The 21,336-nt window shown below is 50.0% G+C and carries 14 protein-coding genes; 11 read left to right on the top strand and 3 right to left on the bottom strand.

What is annotated here, in order from left to right; all coding sequences use genetic code 11:
* Positions 1-366: 366 nt before the first annotated feature.
* The 3 genes from CYPRO_RS14775 (at position 367) to CYPRO_RS14765 (ending at position 4,215) form a co-directional block, all read left to right on the top strand.
* On the top strand, positions 367-2,004 hold the full coding sequence (locus tag CYPRO_RS14775; RefSeq protein ID WP_114985353.1) for an SLC13 family permease: 1,638 nt from the start codon (positions 367-369) through the stop codon (positions 2,002-2,004).
* Positions 2,005-2,024: 20 nt separating this feature from the next.
* Positions 2,025-2,522: a response regulator gene (locus CYPRO_RS14770; RefSeq protein WP_114985352.1), complete on the top strand. Its 498-nt coding sequence runs from the start codon at positions 2,025-2,027 to the stop codon at positions 2,520-2,522.
* 163 nt (positions 2,523-2,685) lie between these two features.
* A complete protein-coding gene (locus CYPRO_RS14765; protein ID WP_114985351.1) occupies positions 2,686-4,215 on the top strand; it encodes a sensor histidine kinase in 1,530 nt (509 codons plus the stop codon).
* A 72-nt stretch (positions 4,216-4,287) separates the two neighbouring features.
* Here the strand turns inward: CYPRO_RS14765 and CYPRO_RS14760 are convergent, their stop codons facing one another.
* Positions 4,288-4,626: a hypothetical protein gene (locus tag CYPRO_RS14760; protein WP_114985350.1), complete on the bottom strand. Its 339-nt coding sequence runs from the start codon at positions 4,624-4,626 to the stop codon at positions 4,288-4,290.
* Positions 4,627-4,917: 291 nt separating this feature from the next.
* Between CYPRO_RS14760 and CYPRO_RS14750 the strand changes: the two genes are divergently transcribed.
* The 3 genes from CYPRO_RS14750 (at position 4,918) to CYPRO_RS14740 (ending at position 8,977) form a co-directional block, all read left to right on the top strand.
* Complete coding sequence (locus CYPRO_RS14750) at positions 4,918-5,463, top strand: peroxiredoxin family protein (RefSeq protein ID WP_114985348.1); 546 nt, start codon at positions 4,918-4,920, stop codon at positions 5,461-5,463.
* Positions 5,464-5,565: 102 nt separating this feature from the next.
* Positions 5,566-7,218: a DUF6029 family protein gene (locus CYPRO_RS14745; RefSeq protein ID WP_114985347.1), complete on the top strand. Its 1,653-nt coding sequence runs from the start codon at positions 5,566-5,568 to the stop codon at positions 7,216-7,218.
* Positions 7,219-7,324: 106 nt separating this feature from the next.
* Positions 7,325-8,977 carry an Omp28-related outer membrane protein gene (locus CYPRO_RS14740; protein ID WP_114985346.1) on the top strand — a complete coding sequence of 551 codons (1,653 nt, stop codon included), beginning with the start codon at positions 7,325-7,327 and terminating at the stop codon, positions 8,975-8,977.
* A 40-nt stretch (positions 8,978-9,017) separates the two neighbouring features.
* Here CYPRO_RS14740 and CYPRO_RS16625 read toward each other — a convergent pair whose 3' ends face one another.
* Complete coding sequence (locus CYPRO_RS16625; protein ID WP_164682842.1) at positions 9,018-9,161, bottom strand: hypothetical protein; 144 nt, start codon at positions 9,159-9,161, stop codon at positions 9,018-9,020.
* 335 nt (positions 9,162-9,496) lie between these two features.
* Complete coding sequence (locus CYPRO_RS14730; protein ID WP_114985344.1) at positions 9,497-10,840, bottom strand: peptidoglycan DD-metalloendopeptidase family protein; 1,344 nt, start codon at positions 10,838-10,840, stop codon at positions 9,497-9,499.
* A gap of 506 nt (positions 10,841-11,346) precedes the next feature.
* Between CYPRO_RS14730 and CYPRO_RS14725 the strand changes: the two genes are divergently transcribed.
* From CYPRO_RS14725 to nrfD, 5 genes are all read left to right on the top strand, one after another.
* Complete coding sequence (locus CYPRO_RS14725; protein WP_164682840.1) at positions 11,347-12,510, top strand: efflux RND transporter periplasmic adaptor subunit; 1,164 nt, start codon at positions 11,347-11,349, stop codon at positions 12,508-12,510.
* Positions 12,511-12,567: 57 nt separating this feature from the next.
* A complete protein-coding gene (locus tag CYPRO_RS14720; RefSeq protein WP_114985342.1) occupies positions 12,568-15,699 on the top strand; it encodes an efflux RND transporter permease subunit in 3,132 nt (1,043 codons plus the stop codon).
* Between the two features lie 545 nt (positions 15,700-16,244).
* Complete coding sequence (locus tag CYPRO_RS14715) at positions 16,245-16,829, top strand: cytochrome c3 family protein (RefSeq protein ID WP_333472983.1); 585 nt, start codon at positions 16,245-16,247, stop codon at positions 16,827-16,829.
* A gap of 33 nt (positions 16,830-16,862) precedes the next feature.
* The gene (locus tag CYPRO_RS14710) at positions 16,863-19,874 is read left to right on the top strand and encodes a TAT-variant-translocated molybdopterin oxidoreductase (protein WP_114985340.1); all 3,012 of its coding nucleotides are present in this window, start codon (positions 16,863-16,865) and stop codon (positions 19,872-19,874) included.
* A gap of 38 nt (positions 19,875-19,912) precedes the next feature.
* Complete coding sequence (gene nrfD, locus CYPRO_RS14705) at positions 19,913-21,328, top strand: NrfD/PsrC family molybdoenzyme membrane anchor subunit (protein WP_114985339.1); 1,416 nt, start codon at positions 19,913-19,915, stop codon at positions 21,326-21,328.
* Positions 21,329-21,336: the final 8 nt, after the last annotated feature.

Below are 21,336 nucleotides of genomic sequence, written 5' to 3'. Positions count from 1 at the left end.
ATTACCGAATTAAGACCGTTTTTACAAGTTTAAAAGCCTGCGTCACAGGAAGGATGTTCGGGAAGCGCTTTGCCGGTTTTGAAAATAAAAGGTGCAAAAAAAAAGGAGTAAAAGGGGTAGTGATGAAAGCGGTTTTGCGATAGGGAAATGCCCCGGCACGATTGCCGGGCTTTGTTAAGCGTATTTAACACATGAAATTGGTGCCTGAAAAGCTTAAATTCACATGATATTATTAGAATATGACCTGTACAGTTTAGCGGTCCACAGGATCGCATGTACACGGTTTCACCCCATTGATAAATAGTATTGCGCGATAAGCGCTGCAAGCTGAAACGGACGCCTTGATTTGAAGAACAAAATCACGATATGAGAAAAAAGAAAAAACGTTTTCCCGACTGGACGAAAACAGTTGTTGGTCTTACCCTGGGAGCTGTCGGCTTCCTGATTCCCTTGCTGGTACAGTTTGACGGCCTGTCATTCGCAGGGCACCTTACGCTTGGCATTTTTCTGGTAGCTGCTTCCTTCTGGATGCTCGAGCCCATTCCGATTTACGCCACATCCATGCTGGTCATTTTTTTGCAGATTGTGCTGCTGAGCACACAAGGGCCCCTGTTTCAGGATTCAGCCCTGCCTGAATTCCAGCTTCAAGCCGCTGAACAGGAACAGGTCTGGCGCGTCCCGGATACGGCTGTTGACGGAACCACCATTTGGCTCAGACAAAACGCCCGCAGTTCAGAGGCACTGGATATTGAGGTCGTGCAATCTGAAGGCGGATTTACCTTTGTTCGCAGTGAGGCGCTGAGCGAAGGCACAACCATTGTTTCAGATGTAAACCACAAGCTTGTGGGCTACACGCCTGCTTCCTACACCCTGTTTCTGGGTACGCTTGCAAGTCCGATCATCATTCTCTTCCTGGGAGGGTTTATGCTGGCGGCAGCCGCGGTTAAGTATAATCTTGATAAGAACCTTACCAATGTGCTGCTCAAGCCTTTCGGGCAGAAGCCGATGTTCATCATTCTGGGTCTCATGCTGGTAACCGCCGTGCTTTCGGCTTTTATGAGCAACACCGCAACAACGGCCATGATGATGACAGTCGCCATCCCCATTGCGCTTCAGATTGATGTGAAAGACAAATTCCGGATTATTCTGGCGCTGAGCATTCCGATTGCGGCTAACCTTGGCGGTATGGCGACCCCTATCGGTACACCGCCCAACGCGATTGTGATCTCAGCCCTTAATCAGCAAGGTATTGAACTGGCTTTCGGTACATGGATGCTCATTGCTACCCCGCTGGTCGTGGTAATGCTGCTTGTCGCCTGGGGACTCATGCGCTTTTTCTATCCGCCCACCATCGAAAGCTTCAAACTCGAACTCGACAGCGCCTTCGATAAATCCCCCCGGGCAATTATGATGTATGTGGTATTTGCCCTGACCGTCATCTTGTGGGTCACGGAAGCGCAGCATGGTATTCCAAGCGGTATGGTAGCCTTCCTGCCGATTATGGGGCTCACGGTAAGTAGTGTACTGGAAAAAGAAGACATCCGGAAGCTTCCCTGGGAAGTGCTCTGGCTGGTTGCCGGAGGTATCTCACTTGGTCTATCGATGGAAAACACCGGCCTGGCCGTATGGCTGGTTTCGAGCATCAGCTGGGATATGCTGCCGCAGATTATGTTGCTGCTGGTGTTCGGGTTTGTTGCACTTATGCTCTCGAATTTCCTAAGCAATACGGTTACCGCAACCCTGCTTATACCGCTGGCGGTGAGTATGGGAACATCCGGAATTGCCGGTGAAGGCTTCAGCCTGGTTATTTCAGCCGTCCTGATTGGCATGGCGTGTAACATGGCGATGCTGCTTCCGATTTCTACACCCCCTAATGCCATTGCCATGAGTACAGGCTATATTCAGACAGCCGATATGGTGAAAGTAGGTGGTATCATCGGGGTGATTGGCCTGTTTGTCGCACTTGCCTATGCGATGCTGTTCTGGCCTGCTGTTCTTTTATAAACCTAAGAGGAGACTGAATTATGTCAACAATCTATATTCTATGTGTCGAAGACGAGCCCGAAGTGCTCGATGTGGTTGTTCGTGATCTTGCCGCGCTGGAAGATACTTTCCCCATTGAAATGGCTATTTCAGCGGAGGAGGCGCGTGAGATTATTAAGGAAATCGAAGAGAATGGCGATAAGGTCGGGCTGGCTATCTGTGATCACGTGATGCCCGGCGATAAGGGTGTTGAGCTTATGATCGAGATGCAGAACGAGGCTTTCACGGAGCGGACCCGGAAAGTACTGCTGACCGGTCAGGCAGGATTGGATGCAACCATAGAGGCCGTAAACCATGCCCGCCTTAACCGTTACATTGCTAAGCCGTGGGATCCGGATAATCTGGTCAAAATTGCCATCGATGAGCTTACAACTTTCGTGATTGAGTCCGAAAAAAATCTGCTGCCGTACATGAGCACGCTCGATGCGCGCAGGCTACAGGAAGCCATTCGTGCAAGAGGCAGCGTTTCTGATTACTGATTTTTTTTGATATTCAGGCTCTGTACACCGACCGGTGACACGCTCCTGATGGTGGGGCCCGGCCGGTGCATGTTTTAGTCTTTTAACAGGAAGCTAAAAGCTCGGGTATGTATTTTTAGAGCCTTCAGCCCAAATGTTTGGTTAAAATTTATCTTCGAATGCTATGGCAAATGATGAACGCAGGATGCAGATTCTGAGAAATTCCAGGGATCAGGTATTGGGTCAGATGGACCGTATCGAATACGGGGCTGCGGGCCGTCGTATGGACAAAGACGCTTTCGTGAAGACGATTAAAGAGCTGCTGCCGGGTTCAGAACTGCTTTCCAGACATCATCAAACCTATGAAAAAGGCGAAATTATTCTGCGTGAAAACCAGGATAACCGACGGCTTTTTGTAATCCTGTCCGGCTCCGTCAATCAGCTCAAAAAGCTGGATGACATTGATATTGCCATAGACTTGCAGGGCCCCGGTGATTTTATGGGGCTGCTTTCCTTCACAACGGGACAGCCCGTTTTTACCACGGCCCGTGCCAACACGCAGGTAGAAGTTCTTCGGGTCGGACAGTCTTCCCTTGACAAAATTCAGGATGGTTACCCGGAGATCAGTAAAATTATCCAAAGGCTGATTTTTTATAACCTGAGCGAGCGGTACCGAAGGGTTGTGACCCTGCACATGGAAGTCGCGCAACTTTCGCGTGAGCTGGAAAAGGAGCGGAACAACCTGCGCAACACCATCACCGAACTGGAGCAAACCCGGAACCTGCTCATCAATCAGGAAAAAATGGCCACCCTTGGAGAGCTTACGGCCGGTCTTGCGCATGAAATCAACAACCCGGCCTCTGCCTTGCTCAGGTCGGTCGATTACCTGACCCGCGTGCTGCCCGAAATGGCCGAACAGGCCGGAGCGCTGCCCGATACCGGCCTCGTCCGCGCTTTCCTGGAAGCCGGCCTTGCCCGCGAGATGCAGTCCACCGGTGATCAGCGCAACAAAATGCGGGAAATACAGAAAAAATATCCGCACCTCAGCCGCTCTGTTGTCCGTGATATGGCCGAGCTTAGCAATGAAATGCTCGAAAAAATTGAGCCTTATGCCAATAACAGCGAAAAACCACTCTCGCTCCGCCTGCTGCTGGACAGCCATCAGGCCGGGGTTTTTCTGGGAAGTATCAAGCTATCGACCGGCAGAATCGGACATTTGGTCAAGAGCCTGAAAAGCTACAGCCGGGACTCTCGTGCCGAGCCCGAAGTTGCGGATATCCGCCTTGGTATTCAGGAAACCCTCATGATTATTGGCAACCGTCTGCGCGATGTGGATGTGACGGTCAACCTGCCGGAGATCCCGATGGTGCGCTGTTATGTCGGCGAGCTCAATCAGGTGTGGACCAACATCATTATCAATGCCTGTGATGCGATGGAAGACACCGGTAAACTCTACATCAACTGCGGTACCGCTGCCGGTGATATGGTCTGGGTTACGATCGCTGATGACGGTCCCGGCGTGCCCGACAACCTCAAAGCAAAAATTTTTGACTCCAGCTTCACGACCAAAACTGCGGGCGGAGAATTCGGGCTGGGCATTGGACTCGCCATTACCCGTAGTATCATCCAAAAGCACAGCGGAACCATTAGCGTAAGAGACCGCATGGGTGGCGGCGCCGAATTCATCATTCATTTGCCCGCATACAAGAAATAAGAAACGATCAGCTTTATAGTTTCAGGCAATGATCAGAACCGGTCAAAACCTAACAGCTTTATCTTTCCGGAATCAGGTGCTTACTTTTGTTCCCATAAATCCGGTTGCCCGCTGACGGGGTACGATGCGGGCTTCGGCAGATTTGCTGAACCATCCTTTTTTAAGCATGATGGAAACCTGCGCAGCCGGGGGCAGTTTTAGCTTTTCAGATACATAAATACGGATGCCGTCCTGATCATAAGATGCGCAGGATTCACCCGCTTTGGTCTTCTCGGGCAGCATTTCCGCTTTTGGGGTATCTTCGCTGCTTCCCGGGCTCAGACGAATGACGGCATTGGCGTCCATAAGATGAAAAATGAGGGCGGGTTCCAGAAAAAAAATCGGACGGTTAAGCAGTTGCTGCGTTTGCATGGGGCGGGCAATTAGAATCAAAGGTTGGATGGCTCAGCTCATCTCAATAAATATGATGCCGGAAATCGTTCGCCGTTTTTACATATCGGGCAGGCCGGGCAGTCACCATTGCGACATCAGGAAAAATATAAAAACCGCTTTTAAAGCCCTGAAAGAGATGACGCCAAAGAATGTAAGCAGAAGGATGCGGATAAGCCTTTAAAGGGTTTGGATTTAATTAAATGAAGTTGTTAATTCATTGAATACGTGATTTATGATTCCTACCAACCCTTTTAGAAAATTTCTCAATACATGGAACAGGTAAGCAAAACCAATAAAATCAATCTATTATACAGTTTATTTTTAGTGGCTTGTACGGTTTGCCTGCTTGCCATTACGGCTCCTTCGCAACAGGTGTATGCACAGTCTGATACAATTGTAAACTTTACCTTGGAAGATCTTGATGGTAATCGCCATAGTTTACAGCAGTATTTGGATAAAGGTCCGGTTTACATCAGTTTCTTTGCCATGTGGTGTCAGCCGTGTCTGCACAAACTGCGTACCCTCAGGCCGATTTGGGATGCCTACCGTGAAGCAGGCTTCACCCTTCTTGTCATCAATACAGATACCCCAAACAGCCTGTCGCGGGTTGAGTCGTACTGGCGGAGTCAGCGCTACGACATGCCACTTTTGCTCGATCCGAGCGCGCAGGTGTTCGAGCGTCTCAACGGCAGAAGCCTGCCCTATGCGCTTATGGTAGCGCAGGATGGCACCATTGTTCAGGTTGATTCCGGATTCCTGCCCGGTGACGAGCGCAAAATCGAAGACCTGGTTCAGCAGCTTATAGCGGCTGAGTAACATCCATCCACTCCAAACGGCACTTTACAAAAAGCTGCCCCTGCATGCTTCAGGGGCGGGGTGCTTTTCTCATTTCACTTTCAAAGATTATCACCTTTATTGATGAATCAGTTACGGCGGGTCATTTGCTCTGTACTTCTCATTACACTTTACACAGTTACCTTTACGCAGGCACAGCAGGTTCAGGTCTCGGTAAATAATATCGTCAATTACGGTTTCGGCGAAGAAGTCCAGAACCTCGGTATGGACAAAGCCGAAAAGGAATACTTAGAGAACTTCACGGATGTGCGCATTTTAGCGGATAATGTGATCATCGGCTTTCGGCTTGAACTAAGCGATCCGGCAGAATACGGACCCGATTTCTCTGGTATCAGGCGCCGTTTCATAGGTTATCAGCGGGATGGCCTCGATGTGCGAATCGGCGATTTATTCGCACTCCACAACCGCGGTATGTCGCTGAATCTTTTCGAAGACCGCGTAATCCGGTATGATACCAGCCTCGACGGGATACGCGCCACTTACGAACACGACTTGTTTCGGGTGAAAGCACTCGCGGGTACTATCAACTACCTTGAACATCTCACCTTCGACGATCCCGGTGGTATCCGGGAGGAAAACTACCGGCTCCGCTCTGCAGCGCTTGAGCTTCGTCCGCAGCAGCGGCTTCGCATAGGCGGATCTTATACCTATGCTGATGGTACTATGCCGTCCCTGTTTTCTGAAGAACCTGATCAGGCAGAAATTTTTATACCCGAAGGGTACGTCAGCTTCAGGTTCCCCTTCGCACGGGTGACAGCGGGCTACAACTACAGAACCCTCCGGCTCATTGATTTTGCCGATACCACAAGCACAACCGGTGGAGGTTTTTACGCTGCGGTAAATCATAGCGGACCCGGCTATGGCGTTACCTTTGAATACAAGAACTACAGGTATGATGAGGTTGATCCGTTTGCGCGTGCCGGCGACCCGCTTCGCAATACCCGCATGAGCCCGTTTCAAAGTCCGCCCATTGCGCACAAAGAACACTCCTACAGTCTGATGACGCGCGACCCGCACCTTGTTAATTTTGAAGATGAAGTAGGCTTTTTCCTCGAAGCCTTTTATTCCCCAACCTACAACATCACCCTAAACAGCAGTATTGCGATGGCTTCGCTGCACAACAGCTGGCTGTGGGATGAAGAAGATTTTGAATTCTTCAAAAAAGAAGAAGGTCCGACCTGGCTGCCGGGCCGCGCCGATGCCCGTGATCCTTACTGGGAATACTACGGACACATCGAATACCTCTTCCCGGATTTTATGTCGTATGTGAAGGTCGCCTATAATCACCGCAACCGCTTGTTTTATCAGGCACTCGCTCCGGAATTCAGTCAGCGGGTATTCGCCAACACCTTCGCAATCGACGCGCAGTATGCCTTTTCGCCGCGATGGAGTGTGAAAGTAATTTCTGAGCATCAGTTCGTGCGCGACACGCAATATGGCGACGACAGCGACTACTACAGCCAAATGCTCTCCCTGCAGATTGCGCGTTCCCCTGATTTCTCTTTCGGGGGCCGGATTGAAACAACCACCAGCGAATTCGATCCCAGCGGAGAAAAATTCTGGTACACGGCCGAGGGCTCCTGGCGCATTGGCAACACCCACACGGTGATGGCAAGTTACGGCAGAGAGCGAGGCGGTTTCGTATGCACCAACGGTGTGTGCCGCTTCGTCAACGCTTTCACGGGCATGCGGCTCAGCCTGATCAGCTCATTCTGATTTTATCTTAAGATTATCCTGCCTCCAAACAACCTTTCCTTATGTTCACCTGCGGTGCTGTCGCCCCTGCGGTACCATCTCCCTAACAACAAACCACAGCAATCCTATGAAGAAGCTCTCTACAATTCTGATTGTTGCTGCCCTTACGCTGTTTTTTACAGCTGTACTGTCGCAGCAGGCTCAGGCCAATGACAACCGTCATGTAATGGTCGAGATTTTTACCTCAACAACCTGTCCGCCCTGTTTACCTGCCGCGGTAGGTTTTGACAACTGGCTTAGTAATTTCGAACACGCTGACCGCGTAAGTGTGATCAAGTATCCCGTTTGGTGGCCCGGCAGTGGTTGTATTTTCTATCATCAGAATCCAACCCCTGTAAACCCGCGTGTTTCCTTTTACGGTGCGAATGCCGCCCCAACCGGGGTGGTTGACGGTACGCCGCTTGGCAGCACATGGACAAGCTGGCGGAACGCCATTCAGAATCGCGTATCCGTTGCGGCACCTATGGATATGAGTATGGTAGCGGTTCTGAACAACGGTAGTGTTGATGTTACGGTAAACATGACCCGCCTCCCCGGTGCGGACTGGCCCGCTCAGGGACTCTCCCTGCGATTGGCTATTGTTGAGCGCAACATTGCCTACAACGGACCTAACGGCTCCACAAACCAGGATTTTGTACATCGTGATATGATTAACGGTGCCGTGGGCGTGCCCGTTGAGCTCACAGCAGGTCAAACAGTGACTGTCTCGTACAACCACGATCTGAACGAGAGCTGGGATACTGATAACCTCAAGGTTGTCGCATTTGTACAGCCAACAACCAACAGCCCAAGCCGTGCCGTTCTGCAATCTGCTATGGTTCCCGTGCTTAGCGAGCTCGTCGTTGGCGTACCCACCCTGATGGAGCCCGCTAATGATGCGGAAAACGTCTCCTTCACTGACCTTTCGTTCTCCTGGTCGGCTGCCTCTGCCGCAACAACCTACGATATTCAGGTCTCCGCTTCACAGGATTTCCAGAACAACGCAGTTGAATTCGACGGACTCAGCGGCACCTCTGTAGTGGTATCAGAGCTCGTTCCGGAAACAACCTATTTCTGGCGTGTGCGCGGCATCAACAGCAATGAAGGTCTTGTTGGCGACTGGTCCTCCGTTTCATCATTTACGACCATCATGGCTGCCCCGGCTACAGAACCTACCCTCCTGCAGCCTTCCAACGGCACAGAAGTTACCTCGCAGTTTATCACCCTGCAATGGGCAGCGGTTGAGTCAGCTGCAAGCTACGATGTGGAAGTTGCCGAAAACAGCGCATTCAGCAATCCGGTCGTGAGCCGTACAGGCATCACGCAGCTGAACACAACCATATCAGGGCTCGAAGAAGCCACAACCTACTACTGGCGCGTTCGTGGGGTAAACATTGGCGGGTCAGGCGTATGGTCCGAGGCTTTCACCTTCAGTACCCCAACCCCGACCTCTACCGGACCAGAGACGGATTTGCCGCGCGTAATATCACTCAATCAGAACTACCCCAACCCGTTCAACCCGGTCACCAACATCTCCTTCGAGCTGCCCGAAACAGCTGAGATAAATCTCAGCGTATTCACACTGGAAGGCCGCCGGGTAGCAGTTCTGGCTGACGGAACCTACAGCGCAGGCACACACACCCTCAGCTTCGACGCTGCGGCCCTGTCAAGCGGTACCTACATCTACCGCCTCGAAACGGCCGGACAAAGCTTCACCCGACTAATGACCCTCGTGAAGTAATACCAGCAGTATAGCATAAAGCTGAATCAGGAAGCTGTAGTCAGGCTTCCTGAAAACGCAACCCGCTAAAGCCCGCCGGAATCCTTGCAACAAAGGTCTTCCGACGGGCTTTCTTTTTTTCGGATGTTCCGTACGCCAGCACGTTGCGCTGCGCTGCGCGGGGAGATGAATCCGGCAGTATCATCCTGAGCCCCGTGATTTCCGGATTCAGGCTTTTTTTATTTTGGGGAAAACTCAGAGAACATCACGGTCTTTCGCGGCAGCTTCTGAGTCCCCAAATCAAAGATGAAGGCGTTGCTTTTTTTCGCAGTACCCGAGTTTCCGGGCATGCCCGACTTTCGTGCCTTGTCATATTCGTGTCTGAAAGATCCGGGTTAACCCTGCGCTGTCCCAAACTCCTTTTTTCTTCAAACTGTACTGATCTGAAGATGGAATCATGGGCTCTTTCAACAGTCCAAAAAAAACCAGACTTTGAAATCAAAGCCTGGCTCAAATAATGAAGTGACCCTGCGCAGGGTTTTACTGAACTAAAACCAGAGACTGAAGGGCAGCCGGATGTTGCAGCAGGTCAGCAGCGGCAAGGTGCAGTTGCGGGCCGTGCAGGTGTTTCTCCGGGAAAAGCTGTACAAGGGCCGCGTGCTTCGCCGCGGTAAACTGAAAGCGGTAGCGCGGCTCAACCGGCTCGGATGGCGGCATTTCTACACGATAGGGATCAACCGGCTGACCATTTTGCCAGAAGCGGAAACACAGGTGGGGCCCGGTAGCAAGCCCGGTCGCGCCAACGTAGCCGATAACCTGACCCTGCCGTACGGTTGTGCCGCGTCTCATGCCGGCAGCCATGCGGCTCATGTGCAGATATCCGGTTTCGTACACGCTGTTATGCCGTATCCGGATGTAGTTCCCGTTGTTACGGTCAAAGGCCGCGTGCGTAATCACGCCATCACCAACCGCGCGGATGGGCGTGCCAACCGGCGCTGCGTAATCGGTACCATGATGCGGCATGTTCCGCTGCAGAATCGGATGATAGCGGCGGTTCGTAAACCGGGAACTGATGCGGGTGTAATCAAGCGGAGCACGCAAAAAAGCTTTCTGAAGGGAGTTGCCTTCCAGATCAAAATAAGTTCCGTGTCCGGTGTCGCCCTGATCAAAGAAGACTGCATAATAATCGGTCCCGCGGTGGTTCATGTGTGCCGTTTTGATGCGGCCGATTCCAACAGGCTCATCATCAATATAAAGCTGTTCATAAACCACAGTGAAGCTGTCGCCGCGCTGAATCCGGTAAAAATCTACCTGCCAGGCATAAACCTGTGCAAGCGCCGAAACCAGTGCCGGACTTCCGCCCTGTTCCGTCAGAGATACGTACAGAGAGCCGTTGATTTCACCAGAGATGTGCCGTGTTTTGCGGGTGATCTCCCGGCTGCTCACATGCACGGAAACTTCATCACTCAGGTCAAAAACGACATACTCCCGATTGCTGCTTTCATAGACAAAAAAGGAAAGCTCTTCGGTTTCAGGATTCACATAAAAATGAACCGGTCTGCCTGAGTTGATACGCCTCACATTAAAAACATCCTGCGAAGCCTGCACGATTTCGTGTACCCGCTGACTCCCAAGTCCGAAGGGTGCAAGCATAGCTGACAGGGTTTCGCCGTTCCGGACACGTCGCTCGGTGACTTCAAAAAGTTCTTCCGGTAGCCCGAAAGAGTCCATCCTGATTGGTTCCGCGGGGAGGGAAGCCAGCTCGGTGGTTACCTGTATCTCCTCGGGTAACGGTTGCTTGGCTTCCGGAAAGCACGACAGAAGCATCACAGATGAAAGGATAAATGTAAAAGAAAGGGCACGAACAGAAATCAAGGCGTGCATAGCGGCAATGAGATAGATTATGGTGAAAACGGAAGCATAGAGTCCAAAATAAGTCTGCTAAACGGGGATCATTGTTGCGAAAATAACGCTGATAAGTCCTGAATGTCACTGAAACAGACAATCAGAAAGTAAAAGCAACTCAGTACACATTACGGTTTAGCGATGTGCTAATATAAGCACCCTATGACCTTTTGATACATAATTCAACTATAAAAAATGCTGTGTCGTGCGGCACAGTTACTTTTACTTTAAAAGGCGCTTAAAAAGCTTTTACAGCACCAATCAAACTAAATCGCAAGTTTGAGAATTAAGGTAGCGTAAAACATTTGTTGCAACAACAAAACATTCAATCATTTTATTCTCAAGTGACTATACAAAAGAAATTATACCCATCGCTGTTTGTCGCATGTATTCTATTGGGGGCTATGGCTTGCAGCAGCGAAGATGAAAATCAGACGCAACGCAGGGGTGGGCATGTTCCGACAGTCGAAGTGATACCTACTGTAATGGGTTCATTGCCCTTAGAGGAACGCCTGACCGGCGTTGTGCGAGCACGTAATCAGGCGGAAGTCTTTCCGGAAATCACCGCACCCATAACTGAAATCCTGGTAAACAGCGGAGATCAGGTGCAGCGCGGGCAGCCTCTTGTGAAATTGCGGGATACCGAAGCCCGTGAACGGGTACGACAGGCAGAAGCCGGACTTCAGATCGCAGATGCGCAGGTACGGCAGGCGCGGGCCAATGTGCAGCGGCTTGAATCACGGCTATCCCGCGTACAAACCCTAAGCGTACGCAATCTCGAAAGTGAACTTGAAGTAGAACAGCTTGAAGCTGAAGTCGAAGCGGCAGAAGCTGCCCATCAGCTTACGCTTGCACAGCAGTCACAGGCCGCATCAGTGCTGGAAGAGCGCCGCTCTGATCTTGAGAATACCGTAGTCCGCGCACCTACAAATGGGTTTGTGGGTACGCGTCATGTCGAAGTCGGTCAGCTCGCCAGCCCATCGACGCGCATGTTTGAAATCGGCGATACCCGAATGATGAATATCCGGATTTCGCTCACCGAGCGCATGCTGAGTTACATTCAGCCCGGGCAGACGGTAAACATTACATCTCCTGCATTCGGCGGCGAAGTTATTCAAACTACCCTCACCCGTATTTCGCCTTTTATTAACCCCGTCACAAACTCAACTGAAGCAGAAATTGAGCTCAGTAACCCGGACGGTCTTCTTCGTTCCGGTATGTTTGTAACCATCGACATTCTCTACGGGGAAAGCGAGCAGGCCGTACTCATTCCTAATACAGCACTGTTTACCAATCCTAACGATGGCCGCAGAGGCGTTTTTGTTGCAGACCGTGCAACGCTTACAGAGCTTGGTGAGCAGGTTGACACAGCGGAAGGAAGTCCTATTATCGGTCCTACAGGCATGGCTTTTATGCCCGTTACCATAGTAGCGCAGGGCAGGCAGGTATCCGGGGTTAGCGGCATACAGGCAGGCGATCTTGTTGTTACGATAGGGCAGAATTTACTGGCCTCCGGCAGGGAAGAAGCGCGCGTACGCCTTACGGATTGGGATCGCATGCTTGAGCTGCAGCAATTGCAAAACAGGGATTTACTGGATATGATCCGCAGAAAGCTGGCCAATACCAATGGCATAGCCAATGATGTGTAAGAATCATAATACCCCGGCTTCATAATTTTTAATCTGAACTGAACCACTCTTTGTAATATGTCACTATCGGCTAAAGCGGTCTCACGCCCCATTGCAACCGCAATGATTTACCTCATTGTGATCACCTTGGGAATTATCGGCTTCCGGATGCTTCCGGTTGATTTGCTTCCTCCCATAGAATATCCGCAGCTTACGATCGCGGTTAACTACGACAATGTCGGTCCGGAGGAAATGGAGCGCATTATCACAGATCAGATTGAAAATGCCATTGCGGGCGTGCCGAATATTGATCGTGTGAATTCCAACTCGAGCGAGGGCAACAGTCGGGTGACCCTTCATTTTGCGCAGGGTACCAATCTGGACGAGGCTACCAATGATGTTCGTGCCGCACTCGACCGCGTAAGGCGCAGCCTGCCGCCGGAAGTTGATCCCCCGCGTATCTGGCGCTTCGACCCTAATGATGCCCCAATCGTAGTCATCGGCGCCATTTCTGATCGGGAAATGTCTGAGCTTACCCGCATTTTGGAGCGTGAAATCGGCAAGCGTTTTGAACAAATACCGGGTATCGGTTCCATTGATGTATGGGGCGGGGTTTACCGTGAAATTCATGTGGATTTGATACGGGAGCGGCTTACATCGTCTAATATTACGGCAAATGATGTCGTAAATGCCATTGGTCGTGAAAATGTAAACCTGCCTGGAGGAAACATAAAGGAAGGGTTAAATGACCTTTATGTTCGCACCCTGGGGGAGTTCAGAGAAGTTGAAGATGTTCAGAATACGATCATCACCACCGTAGATGGGGTGCCGATTCGGGTGGGTGATGTTGCGCAGGTAACGTTCGGGTATCAGGAAATCAACCGGTATGTGGAGATAGACAACCGTCCCACCATCCGGATGGGCTTGCGTAAGCAAAGCGGCGCCAACACCGTCGCCGTTGCCCGACAGGTACATGAAGAGGTGAGGCGGGTAAACCTGGAAAGGTCAGACCTTGAGCTGCGCGTCATTACAGACCAGAGTGACTACATCAATCAGTCGATAGACAATGTTCGGAATGCAGCCATTTGGGGCGGGATACTTGCCATCATCGTGTTGTTTTCCTTCCTCCGCAATGGCTCAGCTACGATGATTATCGGAATTACAATCCCGATATCCATCATTGCTACCTTCGGACTTTTGTACTTCGGCGGCCTGACTTTGAATCAGATGAGTTTCGGCGGACTTGCGCTCGGTGTGGGTCTTATTGTAGATAATGCCATTGTAGTTCTTGAAAATATTGTGCGGCAGCGGCAAAATGGTAAGGGCAAGAAGAAAAGCGCGCTTATCGGTACGAAACAGGTTGCCGGTGCCATTGTTGCAAGTACCCTTACAACCTCAGTGATTTTCCTGCCGGTTGTCTTTATGACTACCGTTACCGGTATGATGTTTCAAGAGTTAGCGCTTGTTGTGGTATTCTCTTTGTTGTGTTCGCTGTTGGTGGCGCTAACGCTCGTACCCATGCTCTCGAGTAAATATCTGAAGGTTGAGCCGGACCATCCGGATATAAGCAAGCGTCCGCGCTGGCAGCAGTTTATGGCACGATTTGAAAACGCCTATGCACACGGCGTTGGAACAGCCCTGCGATTTAAGGGAACCATCGTTACCGTGACCGCGGTGCTGGTTGCGCTCGCATTCTACAAGCTTCCGGACATTCCCTTCGAGCTTGCTCCGCAGACTGAGGCCGATGAAATTCGCATCAGCATGAACATGGATGGCGGCACAAATATCGCCATCATCTATGAGTATATGCAGGAACTTAATGCCATTGTTGACAGTATTGTGCCGATGACCGATGTGCGGTACATCACACGAGAGGCCCGGAACGGAAATGCCCGTATCGATCTCACCTTGGTGGATTATGCCGACCGTACACAGTCCGCCAATGCGCTGGCCGACGAAATAAGAGAGCGCCTCGCAGGAACAATCCCCGGTGCTGAAATACGTGTGAATGCAAGAACCGGACTCTGGGTACTGCGCAGGGTTTTCAGTTCCGGAGGGGGGGACGATACCGAATCTGTGGCGATACAGCTGCGGGGTTTCAACCTTGAAACAGCCGAAGAGCTTGCCCTGATGATTCGCGATCGCATTGAGGATATTGAAGGCGTCGCTGACGTTTGGGCCCGTGTGCGTGAAGGGCGGCCGGAGCAGAATATCAGATTTGACCGCGAGCGGATGTCAAGACTTGGTATCTCAGCGCAGGATCTCGGAGCAGCAATACAGTCGAACGTTGGTGGCCGCCGGGCAGGCGTATTTCGAATGGACGGAGAGGAAATACCCATCACCGTACGCCTGAGACCCGAAGACAGGGTAAGCATTCACGATATTGATAACATTAATGTCCGCACCGCGCAGGGGGATATCGTACCCATTTCAACCGTAGCCGAGCAGGTTCCGGAGCGTGGCCCGACCAATATCAACCGTATCAACGGTCAGCGGGTCACTTTCATAACAGCTAATCTCGAAAGCGGTGTACCTTTAGGGACGGCCGTGGACCGGATCCGTTCTGATCTTGCAGAGATTCCGCTGCCGGATGGTTTTTCGATTTATTTCGGCGGGGAGTACGAAGAGCAGCAGCGGGCGCAGCGTGATTTCAATCTGGCAATCATTATGGCTTTGCTTCTCATTTACATGGTCATGGCAGCTCAGTTTGAACGCTTCCTTGACCCCCTGATCGTGATGTTCTCCGTGCCGGTTGCAATTGTAGGCGTCGTGCCAACCATGATTCTCACCAATACGACCATGAACCTGCAAAGCCTGATGGGGGTAATGATGCTGTTAGGAATTGTGGTCAACAATGCAATTGTACTGGTCGATTATATCAACCTGATGAGACGTGAACAAAAGCTAAGTATTAAAGAAGCCGTTGTTGAAGCAGGCCGGCTGAGGCTTCGACCCATTTTGCTCACTACTTTTACCACCATCCTGGCCCTCATCCCGCTCTCAATTGGCATAGGTGCAGGCGGTGAGCTTCAGGCTTCACTTGCGCGGGTTGTAATTGGTGGTCTGACCGCTTCAACACTCATCACCCTTTTCCTGATTCCTGTTGTATATGTATCAGCGAATCAAGCGATTGAGCGTGTGAGAGCCTACCTTGTTTCCTTCAGGCCTTCAGCAGAAAAAGCCGCCGTGCCGCAATCTCAGGCTGGCTGACACGCTTCAGAGGGAGGATCGCCCTTCAGAGCGTAGGAAAAGGGGGAATAGTCCGGATGTTATCCACGATCTATTATGTTGAAGTCCGGCAAAGGGTTAAATAGTATATCAATAAATGAATAGCAATAATCGAATATTGCTATTCATTTATTGATTTGGGATATGATGAAATTCTATAAAAAAAGATGGATACTGTATCACGTTAAAACAGAACGATTTATACAAACAGGCTGGCTGATTAAGGGGTTTAAAAGCGCATTCATGCGTAAATAGTGTGGGTTTTTATAGTTAAAGCTGTTATTTTTAATTCGAGCTACGAGCAAGCGTTCCATCCGGATCAATTAATTTAGACTGAGTTCAAATTCAGTCAGGGGTTACAAAGGTCGGGGTTTGAGCAATGCTGTATCGTATATTACGCAATTCAATTACGCTATTTTTACAAACGGTTCTTCAAAATCCGTGCAATCAAATAATTATTCCTAATGGCGCAACTTTTTCCGAAGTGGTCCAATAAGGTCCCTAAAAGGCTTTTATTATCTGTTAATTTGCTACTCCTTGCAGTTATTTTCGGGTTCTGGTACTGGGGTTCTCCGAAGTTTACGCAAGTTGGCTATGCACCTGTACAGCCTATCGACTACAGCCACAGACTGCATGTATCTGAACTGGGTATTGACTGTCAGTTCTGTCATACATCTGTTTGGGAGTCGGCACGTGCTGGTATCCCTTCAACAGAAACCTGTATGACCTGTCATGTGCAGATAGCTACTGACAGTGAAAAACTACAGCCCCTGCGTGACAGCTGGGATACGGGTAATCCGGTTGAATGGGTTCACATCCACAAATTGGCTGGATTTGCATATTTCAACCACAGCGCTCACGTGAATGTGGGTGTGGGCTGTGCAACTTGCCATGGGAGGGTTGACAGAATGGAAGTTGTTATGCAGGCTGAGCCGCTGAGTATGGGATGGTGTCTTGATTGCCATAACAACCCGGCTCCCTATCTGAGACCTGTAGAAGAAGTAACAAATATGGCCTGGGAGCCCGAAGAGAACCATTTTGAGTTTGCACAGATGGTGATTTCGAAGAAGAATATCGCTCCGCCAATTTACTGTAACGCGTGCCATCGCTAAGGCCTAACTTTCTAAAAAGCTTAATTATCCGGAATGTCAAGTACTAAGCAAAAAACGTATTGGCGCAGTCTGCAGGAACTCTCTCAGAATGAAGCCTATAAAGAATATGTAAGCCGTGAATTTCCAGAAGGAGCAAGTGAGCTCCGGGACGGGTACTCCAGAAAGAACTTTCTGCAAATCATGGGTGCTTCCGTTGCACTTGCAGGATTTGCTGCATGCCGTAAGCCTGTTCAGAAGCTGTTGCCCTATCACAAGCAGCCCGAAGAAATTGTTGGTGGAATCCCGCTCGAATATGCTTCTGCAGTGCCGTTTCAGGACTACGGTGTTGGTGTTCTTTTAACAACAAATGAAGGAAGACCAACAAAAGTAGAAGGGAATCCGGATCATGATTCCAGTAAAGGTGCAACCAATATTTTCCAGCAGTCTTCTATTCTTGATCTCTATGATCCTGACCGCTCCCGCTTTGTGCGAAATAACGGTGAAAGGTCTGATTGGGAAGCATTTACATCATTCTGTGCAGATCATTTTTCCATCAGAAACAGAGGAATCGCATTTGTAAGTGAAGCAAGCGGCTCGCCCTCTGTAAACAGACTGAAATCAGAGCTTCTCAGTACCTTCCCTAACGCGATGTGGGCAACCTATGAGCCTTTTGGTCCACATAATGTTTTAGCCGGTACTGAAACAGCATTCGGTCGCAAACTTCGTCCGGTTTATCACTTCGCAAATGCCGATGTGGTTGTTTCGCTGGATTTTGATTTCATGGGTCTTGCACCCGATATGGTGCGCTGCAACCTCGATTATGCCAACCGTCGGCGGGTTGAATCCTCAGAAGACTCAATGAACCGTCTTTATGTTGTCGAAAATGATCTGAGCGTAACCGGCTCAAACGCTGATCACCGCCTGAGACTAAAAGCAGGCGATTTACCTGCATTTGTTGCTGCCCTGGGAAGCAAACTCTCAGAATCAGTTAATGGCCTTTCTGCACTAAGTGGTGTGAGCAATGAATTTAGTCAGCACATGTGGGTAAGCGTGCTGGCTCAGGAGCTGTTGGCAAATCGCGGCAAATCAATCATCGCCGCTGGTGAACAGAACAGTGTAGCGGTACACGCAATGGTCGCTGCCATAAACACCGCCCTTGGTAATTCCGGTGAAACAGTTGAATACGTTCAGGTGCCTTACCATGACAGCTCTTATGATCCCGACGCACTCGCACGCGTAGCTGAAGCCGTACAAAATGGTCAGGTAGATACGGTTGTACTTGTTGGGGGCAATCCTGTGTTTAACGCGCCTTCTTCAATAGATTTCGCTTCCCTGATGGATCAGGTTGATACAACCATCCATTTGTCGAATCATGTTGATGAAACATCGTCAAAAGCCACCTGGCACGTACCGCGCGCACACTACCTGGAATACTGGGGAGATGTAGCTGATTACAGAGGTCATCTTTCCGTAATTCAGCCCACCATTCAGCCGCTGTTTGGAAGTAAGTGTGAGACTGAGTTTTTAAGCGCAATATTGCATGGCGAAAGCCGGGAGTGTTTCGACATTGTTCGGGAAACATGGCAGTCAGTATTCCCTACTGATTTTCAGACGAACTGGGAAAAAACCATCCATGATGGCATTTACAGCGGCACCCGTTTCCAGGCTGCAACAGCTTCTCTGACCTCAGGCTTTGGTACTGCGATGCAGAGTATGCTTCAGGACATCAGCGTAACAGATCCTGATCGTATCGAAATGGTGCTGAAACCAGACCGCAAATTATTTGACGGTCGCTATGCTAACAACGGCTGGCTTCAGGAGCTTCCGGATCCTATCACCAAGATTACGTGGGATAACGTCGCCGCGATGAGCCCGGCTACGGCAAGCCGTTTTGGTGTCCGTGAGCGTAAGTTCGGGGAAACGGATTATGATCTTCTTAACATCACGGTAAATGGAACAACCTTCCAAATGCCGGCATGGATTCTGCCCGGACATGCAGACAACAGTATCACCATTAATGTTGGTTACGGCAGAACTTCTGTCGGCCGGGTAGCGGATGATATTGGTCACAATGCCTATGTAGGGTTTACCACGGCCTCACTGGTCGCGGCTGAATCTGTCTCGATGGAAGTAGCCCGCAGAAATTTCCCGATTGCGTGTACCCAAAATCACCATTCGATGGAAGGGCGTCCACTGGCGCGTGAGGCAACTTTAGAAGAGTATAAGGAAGATCCGCGAATCGCTGCCGACAAGGTATATGTGCCAGGGCGTCGTGAGGAAGACGGACATCCGGTTAACCTGTTTAACGATCAGATTTTCCCGAGCCATCAGCCGCAATGGGGCATGGCGATAGATCTTAACGCCTGTACAGGATGCGGTGTTTGTACCATTGCTTGTCAGGCCGAGAATAACATCCCGGTTATTGGAAAACGTGAAGTTGTTCGCAATCGGGAGATGCACTGGATACGGATTGACCGCTATTTCTCAGGTGATCAGGAAGACCCGCAGGTTATTCATCAGCCCATCCCCTGTATGCACTGCGAGCAGGCGCCCTGCGAAATGGTTTGTCCGGTTGCAGCAACAACCCACAGTGATGACGGTCTGAATCAGATGACCTATAATCAGTGTATTGGTACGCGTTACTGTTCAAACAACTGTCCGTTCAAAGTCAGACGTTTTAGCTTCTTCAACTATGCTAAAAACTGGCTCGAAATGGATGATGATCCGGATATTATTCAGATGGCAATGAACCCGGATGTATCTGTTCGTTTCAGAGGGGTGATGGAGAAGTGTACCTATTGTGTGCAACGTATCAACAGAGCCAAGATCGCAACCAAGAATGCTACCGGTAACTCGATTAAACCGGCTGACGGTACAGTTAAAACAGCTTGTCAGCAGGCATGTCCTTCACAGGCGATTACTTTTGGTGACTTAACTGACGATAACAGCATTATATCACGGACTAAACGCAACGACAGAAACTACGTGATGCTGGAAGAAATCAACATCAGGCCACGAACCTCATACCTGGCCAAACTCAGAAATGTAAATAATGAGCTGGCGTAAGCCCTGCAACCAAGAACTACAATTCAAAGCAGTCATACATGAGCAGTAATAGTGGTTATGTAAAAGAAGCTCCTCTCGTGCAGGGGAACCATACCTTCAGTAGCATCACGGCACTGGTAGCCGACATTGTTGAAAAACCCACCCCATTTTGGTGGTACATCGCCTTCGGGATATCAAACCTTTTGCTGGGTTTGCTTTTCCTTATGCTGGCCTATCTCATTTGGGAAGGTACCGGCGTCTGGGGTCTGAACAATACCGTAGCCTGGGGCTGGGCGATTATCAACTTCGTATGGTGGGTCGGTATCGGTCACGCCGGGACGCTGATCAGTGCTGTACTTTACCTTTTCAGACAGGGTTGGCGTACTGCAATTAACAGGTTTGCAGAAGCCATGACCATTTTCGCGGTAATGTGTGCGGGTATATTCCCAGCCGTACACGTCGGTCGAATCTGGGTAATTTACTGGGTATTTCCGCTTCCGAATCAGATGCAAATGTGGCCAAACTTCAACAGCCCGCTGCTTTGGGACGTGTTCGCTGTATCGACTTACTTTACGGTATCACTTTTATTCTGGTACGTGGGATTGATTCCGGATCTTGCAACTCTCAGAGACCGCGTAAAAAGTAAGCTTGCTGCAAAGCTGTACGGTATTTTTGCACTCGGCTGGACAGGTGGTAACAGACAATGGCAGCATTACGAGAAGGCCTACATGATTCTGGCTGGTATCGCCACGCCACTCGTACTCTCTGTACACACTATTGTATCTTTTGACTTTGCCGTATCGATCATCCCCGGATGGCACACGACTATTTTCCCACCCTACTTCGTAGCGGGTGCAATTTTCTCGGGCTTTGCAATGGTAATGACACTCATGATCATTGCGCGGAAGATATATGGGCTTGAAGATATTATGACCATCGACCATATAGAGAAGATGAATATCATTATTCTCGTAACAGGCTGGATGGTTGGTTTTGCCTACATCATGGAGTTCTTCATAGCATGGTACTCGGGGGTCGAATACGAAAAATTTGCCTTCGTTAACAGGGCTGTCGGGCCCTACGCCTGGGCCTATTGGATTATGATGAGTTGTAATGTTATTGCACCTAATTTCTTTTGGTTCAAGAAAATGAGAAGAAGCATTACAGTATCATTCATACTCTCAATAGTTGTGAACATCGGGATGTGGTTTGAACGGTTTGTGATTACCGTAACTTCCCTGGCACAAGACTTTCTACCGGGTTCCTGGGCCTATTATTCTCCGACCTGGGTTGACGTTTTAACCTATGTTGGGACTTTCGGTTTATTCTTCAGCAACTTCCTGCTCTTCCTGCGATTCCTGCCGATGGTAGCCATTGCTGAGGTTAAAATGGTAATGCCACAGGCTGATCCGCACTATTATGACGAAGACGGCAATGAACCCGTCAAGGAAAAAGCTAACGATTCTAACGCATAAGCCAGCTA

The sequence above is a fragment of the Cyclonatronum proteinivorum genome (genome assembly GCF_003353065.1).
Taxonomy (GTDB): Bacteria; Bacteroidota; Rhodothermia; order Balneolales; family Cyclonatronaceae; genus Cyclonatronum; species Cyclonatronum proteinivorum.
The sequence above is the reverse complement of the archived record's forward strand: the minus strand, read 5'-3'. Positions and strand labels throughout refer to the sequence as shown.